Genomic DNA, 12,456 nt, shown 5'->3' on the forward strand with positions numbered 1-12,456 from the left:
TACAGCCCGCGAGTCCCGCCACGATTACCCTGCCTTGAGTTTTGAAGAAAACCTCCAGGGAAGGAGTTGCGATGACGTTGGCAACGTCGATACAGGGCTCGTGGAACCAGCTCGAACGCTGGGCAGGCCGTCAGATATCCGGCGCCCGCAATGAAGCCAGACTGATCTCCGCACGGGCCGAAGCCCTGCAAGTTGCCATCACGCTTTCCGAAGGCCTGGCGGTCTATCGCATCCTTCGCGACTTCCAGCACCTCGACCTCGACGCCGTCGTCAACGACATCGTCGCCGTGTTGCGCCAATGCCTGATCGTGATGCTGACCAGCACCGGCGGCGGCGCACTCATCGGCGGCGTCGCCGGCGGCGTATTCGGCGTGGGCGTCGGCGCCGCCCCGGGAGTCGTCATCGGCGCGGCGGCCGGCGCGCAGATGGGCGAATGGATTCTCATCTTCATGGGGCTCAGGGCACTCAGCGAATACATCGTGCGGGACATGCCCGACATCGCCCGCGCCTACTGGGACGGCATCCGCCTGGCCTGGTCCGCCGCCTCCCCCTCACCGCTGCCGCAGCAACCCGTCCGCGTCGACCGCTTCGCGATCCAGCACGCCGCCGAAAGAATCGCCCGCGCCCACGTCGCCATGTTCGTCCTCCTGCTGATGGGCATCCTCGCCTACCTTGCCAAGGGCCGCGGCGACATGGGCCAACTGGCCGAAGGCGTCCGCAGCAGCCGGATGGGACCGAAGTTCGCCGACTGGATGGTGAGGAATGAGGGGAGGCTTAAGGCGGAGCCGCGGTTGCGACCCGAAAGAGTGGAAGCACCAAAAGGTAGCAGCCCCCATCAAGAGTCACCCGCCATCCGCTCACATCGAACACCGGAGCAAAAACCTGCAACAGTGGCGACTACCCCAAGGAAGGCGGTCACACGCAGCGAGCGCATCGCCGCCGCACGACTCCGCCAGCATCAGCTGCTGCTAGACAACATAGGCTATAACGTCAGCCCAATTTCCTGGGATCAATATCCGACCATTGGTCGCGGAGGAACGTTCGTCTCCGATAAAAAAGCAATTACCGACATACTGGGCGACATCAACGGCCGAACAGAGATCAACCTAACTCGCATGCAGGCATCAAAAATGGAGGGCGAATTGGGGCTTGAACCCGGATCGCTACAAAACGGTTTCAAGCTCAGACAAGTTACAAACCTCATGGATATGGCTCCCTCAAGTCCCTTGGAAGGAAACGCGTACTTTCTTGGACCTGGCAACCACCTGCCCGGAGGGGGACCCGAACTGGTTATACGATCTATCCCTACCACTGACAATACAATGGTGAAAACCATTTTGACTGGAAAAGTGAAACCCTGATGAACCAAATGCCAGACGATGAAGTGGTAGTGCTAGAACTCGCTGGTGACTCAGCAAGGGCAATTTGCCCCAACAAGCTTGCTCGACATGCCTTGACCTCGCTTGGGTTCGCTGGCCTCGATGAACAAATGGTCAGGCCCATCAACGACGATGCAGACAGAAAGCAACTGACAACCGGGTTGCTCGCCTTGAATGCAATTTTTTCGGGAGGCCCCGGATGGAGTCCGGCTGAACTACTTGGCTATTACCGCGAGCAGGGCATAGTCACAAAGCCATACCGGACCATCGTATGGAAGGGGCCGCGTAGCTTTGTTATATCCATAAACACCTGAACATATCGAGCTGGGCGGATTCAACTACGAAGTGCACCACGATTGAAGGAAGCATCGAAAACGTATTGTGGTGTACGGAAGTCTAAACGCTTTCGTGGCCGTTGGTTGATCTTGTCTTCAATCGCCTGAATGTCGGCGTCGGAGTAAACACTGAGATCGCACCCTTTGGGCAGGTACTGCCGTATCAGCCCGTTGGTGTTTTCGTTGGTGCCGCGCTGCCAGGATGAGTACGGCTCGGCGAAATAGCTCTTGGCAACCAAGGCAATATCGACCAAAGCGTGTTCGGCGAACTCGCTGCCGTTGTCCCAGGTCAGGGTATGCACGCGAGCCCGCAGGGGATGCAGGGCATGGACGATGGCGCGCATGACCGTGTCGGCCTCGCCGTTGGGTACGAGCCGCATGCGCAGCAGGCCGGACTTGCGGTCGACCAGCGTCACGACCCGCGCAAGCCCCTTGCCCACGATGGTGTCGCCTTCCCAGTCACCCACCCGCTTGCGGCTCTCCACGATAGCCGGCCGCTCGGCGATGCGCCGCCCGTGGAGGCGTTGACGCTGCCGCGGAGTGCCACAGCGATGACGGCGGCGGCGTTGCTTGCGGCAGCGCAGATGTAGCCACAACTTGCCACCCCGCTGACGATCGACAGCAATGTGCTGATAGATGCGTTCGTGGCTGATGGACACCTCGCTGGCAATCTGCGCAGGGCTCCATTGCTCGACTGTCAGCCGTGCCTCCACGGTGGCCCACTGCTCCGGTCCGATCCGAGGTTGCGCGCTCGCCGCACGCCGGCGCTTGGCGCCCTGTCGCTGTGCAGCCCGCGCGTAATACTTGGCCGCCTCGCTCGAGTTGCGTCGAAGCTCGCGACTGATTGTCGTCGCCGCGCGCTTCAACTCCGCGCCGATCTCTCGAGCTGAAAAGCCGCCCCCATGGAAATGCTGAATCTGATAGCGTTCGTCTTGGCTCAGGTGTGTGTTGCTCATGTGCAGTTCCACTTGGCGGTGAAGCTGTGCAGGCTACCGCACCTGCGCCGCTCTACCGCTGGGGGTGGTGCACTTCAGAATTGAACTCGCCCGATCACCCGCGCCGAAGCAGCAAAGGCCCAGGGAAGCGAGAAAGATGCTTACGAGGTGATACTTTCCTGCCAACGCCGTAGAGACAACGGTTGAGGCCAGGTTGCCGAAGGCGTGGGGACGATGACCAGGATCATTCAAATCAGCGCCAGAGATGCTGGCGTCGAGCCTGCCCTCGTCAGGGACCGGGAAGTACATGGACTCGTCTTTTTCACCTGGGCACAAGCAGCCGTCATTGGTGCCCAGTGCGGACATTGCCACACGATCCTGTGGACAGATCCTCGGGTGGACCGCGTCCTGGGCGAACCCAAGCCCGACAAGGTTCCTGATCATGGTGCCGGGTATCGATCCTATTACGAGAACAATCTGAAAAGATTTCTGGGAAGCCTGCCGCCATGCCCGAACTGCGGGAAGCAGACTTACGATCGCTTTGTAAATAATGTTCAGTGGTGCAGGTTTTCTGACGGCACCGAAATCCCCACAGACATTACTCCGGAAAGAATCATTCCACAGCAGACCGACTCGTGCCTGGTATGGATGTATCGTCAATAGGACGCCACTGGTGGCTCATACCTGTCGACCCCATGGCGTTGGGGTGCGCACCGGAGGCTTGGAGCCCTCCTTCGCAAAGCTGCCCATGGCAGTCCGTTGTTGACGCCGTGGCGGCAAGGCATGGCTAGCCGGATCATGCGACTGCAAATCTTCGATCACCAATGCGAACCTTGGGGCCATCCCTTCCAGGCTCCGGCGTTGCCACTCGCGTCCTACGCGGAATTTCTTCTCCGTAGTGGAACAGGAGCGTCGATGGCCTATCTGAATGCGCTCGTCGATCCCACCTGCAAGGAGGTCGATGACCTCATTGCCCGGCAATCCGGCGTCGAGATGAAGGCAACCAGGCGTGCGGAACTGCTGCGAGACATCTATGGGCAGGTCGCTTGCGATCCGGACGAGGGTGGCAGGCCGTTCCGGATCGGTCGGCATCCATCGTGCCCAGTGTGTTCTTCCTCCTCCATGCGCGCCTGGGAAGCGGCTCAGCCGGCGCTATTTGTGGATATGGAGGTAACCCCGGTGACTCATTCGCTTTGGGAGTCGCTGACCGAAGAGGAGAAATTTCTGCGGATCGGCCGTTGCATCATGGACGCGCGCATGTGACCTCAAGCTTGCGACAAACATCCCTCGACACGGCCCCATCGTCGAAGTTTCGTGCTGCAAAGAAAGCAAGCACGTCAGGTCAGGAGACCAGCAGTGATCAGGGAGGTGACTCGCAGTCACATGAGCGTCGAAGTCAACGGCAGGTCTCTGACCATTCCCGGCGAAATGTTCTTTCCGCCCGGTGGAAAGATCGGATTTGCCATCTACACGCATGAAATCAAATACTGGGATCACCCCGCGGGCTGAAGATCAGCAGTCCTGAACTGGACGCCGTCATTTCCGGGGTGCGCAGCGACTTTGAGAGGGCCGGAAACGTCCTGGAGCTGGCGTGAACGGAGTAGCGGTACCTCATCGAACCCTCTGCATGGCGATCCGGACATGACGCAGGCAACAGATCGAAATGATTGACCCCTACGGCTCGACCATCAAGGCTTTGCTCCTCGAATTTCGCGAGCTCGATCTCGGTCTTGATCGGGATGCGGAGTACGAGTTGGTTCTCGCGAATAGCGCCTGCTCGCTGACCTTCCAGACCGAAAGGCATTACCTCCCGTCGCTGGCCGCACACCTCAGCGACAGCTCGGGCAGGAAGTTCGAGATAGGCCTGTCCAGGAAAATACTTGCCGGAGAGGCATTCCGCGCTGACGCCAGCGTGTTCGACGGAATCAGGAAAACTAGTTCGGCGGAGCTGGAGGGCGAAGATCAGGTCAAGCTCATTCGCCTCCATGTGGAACGTGAGGTTCGACAGGTATTCGACTTTGTCCTCAAATTCAGCCGGGAGATGCTCGACGAAAGTGGTCCATTCCGTCATGCGTACCAGATCGAAGAAAGAAAGCTGCTGGACAGCCTCGGCTTGTAATTGCACGGCGGACTTTCACGCGCACACGGGAAATGCGGTGGCCCCGAAGGAACAGGGGCCGATGCGCTCCTCCGGCACAAGGTATATCCATCCCATGATCCAGAATTTTGTCTTCATCTTGAACAACGGCATCAGGACTGGAGTCGGCAAGTACCTTCCCGATGTGCCGGTGCTGCAGCAAATCAATGACCCCGAGTTCCACCCGAGAGCCTACGCGTGGAAGAGCGGCGGCCGTGCGTTCACGCGCTTGATCGACGGCGACGACACTTTGACTGCGTGTCTCATGCCCGATGGCAGCAGCATCGCCGTTCTCCAGAGTGAAGAGCACTATGGTTCCGATAACGTTGTCGTCCTGAATGCCAAGAACGAACTGCTTCGACGCATTGCCAATCCCTACCGAAGCTCAAAATTCTTCACGGCAGGCGACGAATTTTCGTTCTATGGCGTCACGGCAAGCGGTGACGATGCCATCTTGCACATTCAGGTGCACCGCAAACTACCGGGGAAGCCCTATGATGCTGCACCCATCTATGAAGCAAGTTACGACCCATCGACATGGGACTTGAAAAAGATCGAGTGGAAACCTGTGACATAGGGCACGCCCCCGCTAGTTCGTGCGCATGGCGAGGCAAGGCTGGTTCGTCAGACCATCAAGCAAGATGTACCGCCGGACGATCCGTATGGAATTCACCGTGAGTTGCTCCTCCTTGATTGAGCGCATCATCGCCGGCAAGCAGAGCTTGCCGCTCACCAGCCAGTTCGAACCTGGAGAACTGCGTTGGGCGAGACGATGACTGCTCGCGCGCTTCCCGATGGCAGCGGCATCGTCGTGCTGCAGGACCACGACACGTATGGTTCCGGCAACGTCATGGTCCTCGATCCGACGAACGAAGTCCTTCGACGCATCATCAATCCTTACGGCACCTCAAGATATTCTATGGCGGGAGACAGGTTCTGGTTTGATGCCATCAGCGTGCACGCCGGGGAAGTGGCACTGAATATCCACGTGCACCGTAGACTGCCCAGAAAGCCATACGATGCCTCGCCGCTTTACGAGGCCTGCTACGACCCGTCCTCTTGGAGCCTGATGGAATTGACATGGAAGCCATCGACATGATTCCCAGCCAGTCGAGCCGAACGACATGAAGACCAGCATGGCATTGATAACCTCTGCCCCTGTCCTTCGTGCTGTGGAAATCGCCATCGAGGAAGGCAACATCCTGGCCGAAATTTCCGAAGGATGGAGCAGAACCTGCCAGGTCGTACACATGGAGAGGGAGCTGTCCGCGCTGGCCAGGCAACGCATCGAATCCGAAGTGCCATCGCTGCGCTACTGGCGTTCACCAGGGACGCCGCACAACCTGGCGACATGCGGCTTCATCAGCGATGACGACGGGACAGGCCTGTCATTTCCCGATGACTCGCCGCCACATGGGGCAACGCCTTGGATGCACCCATGATTGATCGCAGCGAGGCGCTGGCTTCGGCCAGGCATGCGCTGGACATGCTTGCCGATCGCCTGGCAAGAAGCCCCGATTATGGGGTTCATATCCATGCCGGCGAGCAGCTGAGCCGCATGATCGCGGAACTTGGCTACCGGTGTCTTCCGCTTGCCGCGGATCGCGGATGGGTGGATATCGGCCTGATGGCGGCCAGGGAGCTGGAGTCTTCGGATGCCGAGTTCGCCAATGCGCTCATGCAGGCGGACTTCGATTTCAAGCATGTCGAATAATGCACGGGGTGCCGCGATGACGAAGTTCGAGGAGGTCTCGCGGGCGCTGCATGCCTGCCTGTCATTCATGACACGCTGGGGATACGCACGGCTTCCGGATGAGTTGGCTCATTCCACCCTGCTTGGCGATCAATTGGTCATCCGGTACGTATCGAGCGCGGCCGACAGGGAGCTGCGCATTCACTTCTCGCCCGCAATGCCGACCCATGCCGACCGTCTTTCCGTGTTTGTCGACTCGCGCAATGGAGATGGCTTCTTCGTGAACGATCATCTGGCCCGGTGCGACAAATAAGATATCGTGCCACCGCTCACCAACGCCAACCCCGAGCACACGATCGCTGAATTCTGTCGCGACGCTGCATCGATCCTGCGGCTGGAGTTCGAGACGACGCTTGCCGATCTGATACAGGGCAGAGCCTGGGACGCACCGCCGTTCGACTGGTCGCCTTACAAGTAGACGAATGACCATGACCCGCCCCACGAGATCTCCATGAACACCATGCCAGACCATGAAGTCGTGGTGCTCGACCTTGCCGGCCATGTGGCTGCGCTTGTTTGCCGTAGCCCGGCAATCGAACCCGCGTTGCGCGTACGTGGCGTTGTCGCGGTGTCGCCACGCTGGGAGAGGCCCATCACGGACGACCCCGACAGGAAGCAACTTGCCGATGCATTGATCGGGCTGGACGGTCTGTTCGCGGAAGGCGCGGGCTGGAGTCCGGCCGAATTGCTTCGCCTCTATCGCGAACGGAACACCCTCACCGCCGCCTATCGCACGATCAGCTGGCTTGGCCCGTCAGGGTTCCGCATTCACCACCACCCGAATCAGGCGACCGGCTGACTCACACCCTGCCGCCGCTGATCCGATCACGCAGCTCCAGATCCTGCGCCGTGAACACGTCGGCATAGCCGGCCTGGGCCAGCAACCCGCGCACCGCTTCACCCTGGTTCCAGCCATGCTCGAACAGCAGCCGGCCGCCGGGGCGCAGGTGGTGGTGGGCGTCGACGAGGATGCGGCGGATGTCGTCGAGGCCGTCGTCGCCCGAGGCCAGTGCGCTGGCCGGCTCGTGGCGCAGGTCGCCTTGCACCAGGTGCGGGTCGGCGGCTTCGATGTACGGCGGGTTGGAGACGATCAGGTCGAACTGCTGGCCGGCCAATGGTGCCAGCCAGTCACCATGCACGAAGGTGACGTTGTCGAGGTGGTGGCGTTGCGCGTTGCGCCTTGCCACCGCCAGCGCGGCGACGCTGGCGTCGGTGCCGATCACTCGTGCCTGCGGCCGTTCGCTGGCGATCGCCAGCGCGATCGCGCCGCTGCCGGTGCCCAGGTCGACCACGTCGACGGGCGCCCTGTCGGGAAGTTGCTGAAGGGCGAGCTCGACCAGCAGTTCCGTCTCCGGGCGCGGGATCAGGGTGGCCGGGGTCACTTCGAGGTCCAGCGTCCAGAAGCCCCGGCGGCCGGTGAGGTAGGCCACCGGCTCGCCTGCTTCGCGCCGCGCGACCAGCTGTTGAAAAGCCGTCTGGACGTCCATCGCCAGCTCGTCGTCGGCGTGGGTGAACAGCCAGCTGCGTTCCTGCTGCAGCGCGTGCAGCAGCAGCAGTTCGGCGTCGGCGCGCTCGCCGAGCCGTGCGGTCGCGGCCATCAGCGCATGGCGTACATCAGGCATGCGGCGGCTCCGAACTGTTCGGTGGCAGCTGTGGCGGCGTCGCGCCCGGCTTCGGCAACGGCTTGCGCCAGTAGCCGCCGTGCGTCCACGACTTGAACGCCCACTGCAACCAGCCGATCAGGGCATTGGCCAGCCACAGCGCCCAGATGAGCATTGCCAGCTTGTAGAACCACAACGACACGCTGAACACGCCACCGCCCGGCAGCAGGCCGGCGCTCTGGTCGGCGAACCAGCGCAGGCTTGCGGCAGCCGAGCCGTTGCCCACCACATGCATGTCGGGCAGTCCAAGAAGCCCCTTGGGCACCGCGGCGATCAACACCAGCAGGGCCAGCACGGTGAGTGCCGCCAGGCCGACCTGCAACAGGTTGAAGCGCGTGCTGTCCGCGTTCTCCGCGGGCGCGTGGCGGGCGCGCAGGCCCAGCAGGATCAGCCACAGCACGACCAGCGCATAGGCGCTCCAGGCGAATGCGGAGAAGCCCAGCCCCAGCAGCAGCCAGTGGCGGAAGCGCAGCGGCGTCGGCGCGAAGCGGGCCAGCAGCCACGCGGCGAGCAGCAGCACGACCAGCTGCGACCAGTACAACACGGCCGGACCGGTGGTCGGCCCCCATGTCCACAGCACCCAGCGGTCCTGCGGCAACTGCAGGTCGAGACCGATGTTGGCCACCGGCGCGTGCAGCGCGAACGTCGGCGTGCGCGTGCGCGCGGCCACCCCACGCGGCTCGCGCAGGCGCAGCGTGTAGTCGTGCTCGCCCGGCAACAGGGGCAGGCCGAGCTTGCCGTCGCGGACCGCCAGGTTGATCGACTCGCCATCGCGGTTCGCGTCCAGCAATTCGGCGCCGGCCGGCAGGTCGATCGCGTGCTCGCCGCCGCGGGTGCTGCGCGCATGCAGTTCCAGTGTGGTTTCGCTGGCGCGTTCGCCGGCCACCGTGGTCACTTGCACCCGATCGAAGGCCAGGCTGTCGCCGGCGATCGCCTGCGGCTGGGTGAATGCCAGTTGCAGGGTCTCGCCCGGCAGCGGCTGGAACAGCAGGCCGTCGTCACTGGCGCTGGTTGGCACGCCCTTCGCCTCGACATGCCACATCGGCGCCGCCTGGATCTGCCATGCCTCGGCACGTTCGCCCAATGCGGGCGCCTTCAACACCAAGCTGGCAACGTGATCCAGGCGACTGCGCCAGGTCACCGCGCCGCTGCTGGCATTGAAGGTGATGTTGATGCGACCGTCCTTCACCAGCACGTCGTCGCCCACCGGATGCTCGCCGGGCAGCAGCGGAATGCTGATGCTGAAGCCGCCCTCGCGCGGCGCGATGCGCTGGACTTCGTTGGTCACCGTCCAGTCCACACCCAGCTCCAGCGTGCGGATCAGCCGCACGTAAGGTGGAAAGCTCTGCACCGCCGCGACGCTGCCGCCGTCGTTGCCGGCGCGCACCCGATGCAGGGCGATGCTGTCGCCCAACGCGCGGCCGTCACTGACGCCATCCAGCAACCAGCCCTGGCCGTCGAAGCTCACGCGTTGCGGGCGCAGGTCGAAACGGAGGCTCGCGGTGTCCGCGCTGCCGATGCGGTAGCGCAGGCCGACCCGGTGCACGCCGCGATCCAGCCGCAACAGCAGCCGGTCGCCACGACGCACGATCGGCGCATCGGCATGGCCATCCACGCTGACCTCGAACAGCTGCAGCGCGTCATCGGCTTGCGGCAGGGGCAGCGCCACCGCCGCCCCGACATGGATTTCCAGGGCGACATCCAACACGTCGCCATTGACTTGCAGCTGCGCCTGAGCCACCGCGGCGCAGGCCGGCGCACAGGGGGGCGCCTCGGTGAGCCGGTTACGCAACTGCTCCAGCAGCGGCGCGTCCGGCAGACTCTGCGCCCGGCTGCCCGTCGGCAGCAGCAAGGCCACGAACAGCGCCGCGCCGACCACGCTCGCGCCGCGACGCCCGCCCGGCCAGGAGATGCGCGAAGCGGGCAGCAACCTCGGCACCAGGCGACCCAGCAACGCGGCCAGCAAGCCCACCATCACCACCCGCAGCAGGCGCACCAGCCACGACGGCACGATCAGCAGGCGCGTGGTCTGCTCCGCCGTCACCGGCCCGGACCAGCCAAGCCGGTAGTTGTTGCCCTGGTTCCAGGACGGCATGCCGGCGCCGGCCTGCACCACGTTGCGGGCATCCAGATCGTCGCGGACGGCGGCCAGGCTTCCACCGAGGTCCTGCACCGCCGACGCCTCCACGGCAATGGCACTCAGGGCCGCCGCCGTCTTTCCCGACACCACCCCGCGAGCCGACGAACTGCGCGCGTCAGCCGCTGGCATGGGCGGGGGCATCGACGCGTTCGCGTAGGCTTCTTCGGTCGGCGGCGGTGCCGCTTGCGCGACGATCTTCGGCGGCGGCTGACCCGCCGGCTCGAACCTCGCCATCACCGCACCCTGTTGTCCGCCCTCCAGCTGGGGATGCAGCGCGTACTGCAACTGCGCCGCCGCGAACGGCAGCGCCCACAGTACCGCCAGCGCAAACCCGGCCAGCGCGCCGAAGCGCGCCGTGCGGCGCAGGCGCCCTTCGGGCAGCGCCGCCAGCAGCAGGCCAAGCGCCAGTGCCGTGGCCAGCGTCCACAGCGGCACGCCCACCTCATGCCGCGCCAGGGCCAGGAAACCGGCGGCCAGCAGCGCCCACGGCCAGCCCAGCAGGCGTCCCGCCAGCAGCGCGATCACGGCCACCACGAACAGGTCGAGCAGATCCCATTGCGCCACCCACGAATCGGGCGAACGATCCGCACCGATCGCACCCAGCAGGCGGTAACCGTGCGGCAGGTGCAAGGTGGCATCGATGTCTTCCAGCGGCACCTGCCAGCCGGCCGTGGGAATGCGGCCGCCATGCATGGGCAGGCGCAGGCCGGCGCCGAGGTCGATGTCCTGCTCGCGCAGCTCGACGCCGCTGCGGCCCTGCCCGCTCCGGCTGATCAGCAGCGGCTCGTCATCCTGGCTGGCCCGCTGCAATTGCCACGGCGCCGCCACATCCAGACGCTGCCGATGACGCAGCTCGCCGCCGAGATGGTCGACGATGCTGAGCCCGCCGCCGTCGAAGTCGAGCCAGAGCTGACGCTGCAGGTGCAGCTGGTCGCCCTTGCCGCCCTCGTCGCCGCGGGTGCCCTGCTCGATCGCCAGGCCGGCATGATCATCCAGCACGAAGGCCGGCAGCTGGCTCCACTGGGCGGGCACGCCGGCCTGGGCGGCATCGGTGGCGTTGCCTTCGACACGCGTGCTGCGCAGCGCCGGAGCATCGACATAGCTCCACACTTCCTGCCGCGGCCACGGTGCGGCCGGCAGCTTCAGCGCGATGCGGGACAGCGGCGCGGCGCTGCGCGCGGCCAGCGTGATCGTCCACTGGCCCGGGCGCAGCTGCACGCGCAACTGGCCGTCGTTGTCCAGCCGGGACGGCAGCTCTCCGAACAGGGAGGTGGCCACGAAGCCGTCAGGCAGCACCGGGCCCAGGCTCTGCTCGCGGGCGCTGCCGGTGACGTTGAACTGCAGCTGCGTCAGCAGGGTGCCCGGCAGGCCATCCTCAAGCCGGCGATAGACGCGCAGGGAAAGTGCGTCGGCGGCGCGCTGCGCAGCGGCGGCCTCGCCCAGGGTCAACTGCTCGCCGTTGCGCTCGATGCGGCTCACCGCCGCGCCATCCACCTTCAGCGTAACCAGCCCGATCGACTGCGGCACCCGCAGCCGCGCCGGTCGCGCGTTCCACGGCAGACTGCCGCTCAACTGGTGTTCGCCCGGGGTCAGCCACAGCATCGGCTGGTCGTTGCGCTGCAGGACCGTGGCAGGCTGCCGGTCGAGCATGACCTGCTGCGGCCAGTTCTTCGCATCGCCCGGCAGCGCCACCCAGCTCGGCGCATCGACATGCACGTCGAGGGTGAAGTGACCGCCGTCCTTGCCGGCCTCGAGGCTCATCCGGCCCGGCCAGGCGCATTGCCGGTTGTCCGAGCCCGGCGTCTGGCCGGCAAGAAACGGACAGCCATGCTGCGGCACGTCGTGCAGCACCCAACCCTGCCAGTCGCCCAGTGCCGGCGGAATGTCCTGCGCCGGCACTGGCGCGGCCAGCAGCAACAACGACAACGCGATCGGCCACACGAAACCCGACAACCCCGGCATTCGACGACGCATGCTTCTCTCCCTGTGTGCCTGCTGGCCGGCACAGTGTAGGTGGAACACGTCAGGCATACATCGACGCCTGCATCTTCTGGCGGCCATGGCACGTACACCTGTGCACGCGACCCCACATCCATGCAACGCAGCTCGGCGAATC

Annotated in this window: 16 protein-coding genes; 13 read left to right on the plus strand and 3 right to left on the minus strand. The window is 64.1% G+C overall.

From position 1 onward, the window contains the following. Positions 1–71: 71 nt before the first annotated feature. Both ABNK63_RS13150 and ABNK63_RS13155 read left to right on the plus strand, forming a co-directional pair. On the plus strand, positions 72–1,361 hold the full coding sequence (locus ABNK63_RS13150; RefSeq protein WP_350015879.1) for a DUF6861 domain-containing protein: 1,290 nt from the start codon (positions 72–74) through the stop codon (positions 1,359–1,361). Beyond that, complete coding sequence (locus ABNK63_RS13155; protein ID WP_157581760.1) at positions 1,361–1,693, plus strand: hypothetical protein; 333 nt, start codon at positions 1,361–1,363, stop codon at positions 1,691–1,693. The genes ABNK63_RS13150 and ABNK63_RS13155 overlap by 1 nt, the downstream gene beginning before the upstream one ends. Before the next feature lie 20 nt (positions 1,694–1,713). Here the strand turns inward: ABNK63_RS13155 and ABNK63_RS13160 are convergent, their stop codons facing one another. Further along, entirely contained in the window at positions 1,714–2,670 is a 957-nt protein-coding gene (locus ABNK63_RS13160) for an IS30 family transposase (RefSeq protein ID WP_350015880.1), read from the minus strand. Between the two features lie 213 nt (positions 2,671–2,883). On the opposite strand from ABNK63_RS13160, the gene ABNK63_RS13165 reads away from it, so the two are divergent. The 11 genes from ABNK63_RS13165 (at position 2,884) to ABNK63_RS13215 (ending at position 7,338) form a co-directional block, all read left to right on the plus strand. After that, a complete protein-coding gene (locus tag ABNK63_RS13165; RefSeq protein ID WP_350015881.1) occupies positions 2,884–3,312 on the plus strand; it encodes a hypothetical protein in 429 nt (142 codons plus the stop codon). Positions 3,313–3,564: 252 nt separating this feature from the next. Further along, positions 3,565–3,912 carry a hypothetical protein gene (locus ABNK63_RS13170; protein WP_350015882.1) on the plus strand — a complete coding sequence of 116 codons (348 nt, stop codon included), beginning with the start codon at positions 3,565–3,567 and terminating at the stop codon, positions 3,910–3,912. Positions 3,913–4,032: 120 nt separating this feature from the next. Then, a complete protein-coding gene (locus ABNK63_RS13175) occupies positions 4,033–4,158 on the plus strand; it encodes an Imm74 family immunity protein (RefSeq protein WP_350015883.1) in 126 nt (41 codons plus the stop codon). 154 nt (positions 4,159–4,312) lie between these two features. Then, positions 4,313–4,768, plus strand: coding sequence for a hypothetical protein (locus ABNK63_RS13180; protein ID WP_007808478.1), 456 nt, complete (start codon positions 4,313–4,315; stop codon positions 4,766–4,768). A 94-nt stretch (positions 4,769–4,862) separates the two neighbouring features. Then, complete coding sequence (locus ABNK63_RS13185) at positions 4,863–5,363, plus strand: hypothetical protein (protein WP_040673342.1); 501 nt, start codon at positions 4,863–4,865, stop codon at positions 5,361–5,363. A 183-nt stretch (positions 5,364–5,546) separates the two neighbouring features. Further along, positions 5,547–5,885, plus strand: a complete 339-nt coding sequence (locus tag ABNK63_RS13190; RefSeq protein WP_350015884.1) for a hypothetical protein — start codon at positions 5,547–5,549, stop codon at positions 5,883–5,885. A 25-nt stretch (positions 5,886–5,910) separates the two neighbouring features. Next, positions 5,911–6,228 carry a hypothetical protein gene (locus ABNK63_RS13195; RefSeq protein ID WP_157582189.1) on the plus strand — a complete coding sequence of 106 codons (318 nt, stop codon included), beginning with the start codon at positions 5,911–5,913 and terminating at the stop codon, positions 6,226–6,228. Continuing rightward, positions 6,225–6,500, plus strand: a complete 276-nt coding sequence (locus ABNK63_RS13200) for an immunity protein Tsi6 family protein (protein ID WP_007808473.1) — start codon at positions 6,225–6,227, stop codon at positions 6,498–6,500. Before ABNK63_RS13195 ends, ABNK63_RS13200 begins: the two co-directional genes overlap by 4 nt. A 16-nt stretch (positions 6,501–6,516) precedes the next feature. Next, positions 6,517–6,792: a hypothetical protein gene (locus ABNK63_RS13205; protein WP_350015885.1), complete on the plus strand. Its 276-nt coding sequence runs from the start codon at positions 6,517–6,519 to the stop codon at positions 6,790–6,792. A gap of 6 nt (positions 6,793–6,798) precedes the next feature. Then, positions 6,799–6,957: a hypothetical protein gene (locus ABNK63_RS13210; protein WP_157582186.1), complete on the plus strand. Its 159-nt coding sequence runs from the start codon at positions 6,799–6,801 to the stop codon at positions 6,955–6,957. 33 nt (positions 6,958–6,990) lie between these two features. Next, positions 6,991–7,338 carry a hypothetical protein gene (locus tag ABNK63_RS13215; protein WP_007808469.1) on the plus strand — a complete coding sequence of 116 codons (348 nt, stop codon included), beginning with the start codon at positions 6,991–6,993 and terminating at the stop codon, positions 7,336–7,338. Position 7,339: 1 nt separating this feature from the next. On the opposite strand, the gene prmC is transcribed toward ABNK63_RS13215, so the two are convergent. After that, a complete protein-coding gene (prmC, locus tag ABNK63_RS13220; RefSeq protein WP_007808468.1) occupies positions 7,340–8,161 on the minus strand; it encodes a peptide chain release factor N(5)-glutamine methyltransferase in 822 nt (273 codons plus the stop codon). Further along, positions 8,154–12,314, minus strand: coding sequence for a hypothetical protein (locus ABNK63_RS13225; protein ID WP_350015886.1), 4,161 nt, complete (start codon positions 12,312–12,314; stop codon positions 8,154–8,156). The genes prmC and ABNK63_RS13225 overlap by 8 nt, the downstream gene beginning before the upstream one ends. Positions 12,315–12,456 lie beyond the last annotated feature (142 nt).

Source organism: Rhodanobacter sp. IGA1.0, from assembly GCF_040208325.1.
Lineage (GTDB): Bacteria > Pseudomonadota > Gammaproteobacteria > Xanthomonadales > Rhodanobacteraceae > Rhodanobacter > Rhodanobacter spathiphylli.

What these genes read in the sequence shown, in the direction of transcription:
- ABNK63_RS13225 (WP_350015886.1), bottom strand. Translation starts at nt 12,314, where the DNA reads ATGCGTCGTCGAATGCCGGGGTTGTCGGGTTTCGTGTGGCCGATCGCG.
- ABNK63_RS13180 (WP_007808478.1), top strand. Translation starts at nt 4,313, where the DNA reads ATGATTGACCCCTACGGCTCGACCATCAAGGCTTTGCTCCTCGAATTT.
- ABNK63_RS13205 (WP_350015885.1), top strand. Translation starts at nt 6,517, where the DNA reads ATGACGAAGTTCGAGGAGGTCTCGCGGGCGCTGCATGCCTGCCTGTCA.
- ABNK63_RS13200 (WP_007808473.1), top strand. Translation starts at nt 6,225, where the DNA reads ATGATTGATCGCAGCGAGGCGCTGGCTTCGGCCAGGCATGCGCTGGAC.
- ABNK63_RS13165 (WP_350015881.1), top strand. Translation starts at nt 2,884, where the DNA reads ATGACCAGGATCATTCAAATCAGCGCCAGAGATGCTGGCGTCGAGCCT.
- ABNK63_RS13150 (WP_350015879.1), top strand. Translation starts at nt 72, where the DNA reads ATGACGTTGGCAACGTCGATACAGGGCTCGTGGAACCAGCTCGAACGC.
- ABNK63_RS13195 (WP_157582189.1), top strand. Translation starts at nt 5,911, where the DNA reads ATGAAGACCAGCATGGCATTGATAACCTCTGCCCCTGTCCTTCGTGCT.
- ABNK63_RS13215 (WP_007808469.1), top strand. Translation starts at nt 6,991, where the DNA reads ATGAACACCATGCCAGACCATGAAGTCGTGGTGCTCGACCTTGCCGGC.
- ABNK63_RS13155 (WP_157581760.1), top strand. Translation starts at nt 1,361, where the DNA reads ATGAACCAAATGCCAGACGATGAAGTGGTAGTGCTAGAACTCGCTGGT.
- ABNK63_RS13170 (WP_350015882.1), top strand. Translation starts at nt 3,565, where the DNA reads ATGGCCTATCTGAATGCGCTCGTCGATCCCACCTGCAAGGAGGTCGAT.
- prmC (WP_007808468.1), bottom strand. Translation starts at nt 8,161, where the DNA reads ATGCCTGATGTACGCCATGCGCTGATGGCCGCGACCGCACGGCTCGGC.
- ABNK63_RS13160 (WP_350015880.1), bottom strand. Translation starts at nt 2,670, where the DNA reads ATGAGCAACACACACCTGAGCCAAGACGAACGCTATCAGATTCAGCAT.
- ABNK63_RS13185 (WP_040673342.1), top strand. Translation starts at nt 4,863, where the DNA reads ATGATCCAGAATTTTGTCTTCATCTTGAACAACGGCATCAGGACTGGA.
- ABNK63_RS13175 (WP_350015883.1), top strand. Translation starts at nt 4,033, where the DNA reads ATGAGCGTCGAAGTCAACGGCAGGTCTCTGACCATTCCCGGCGAAATG.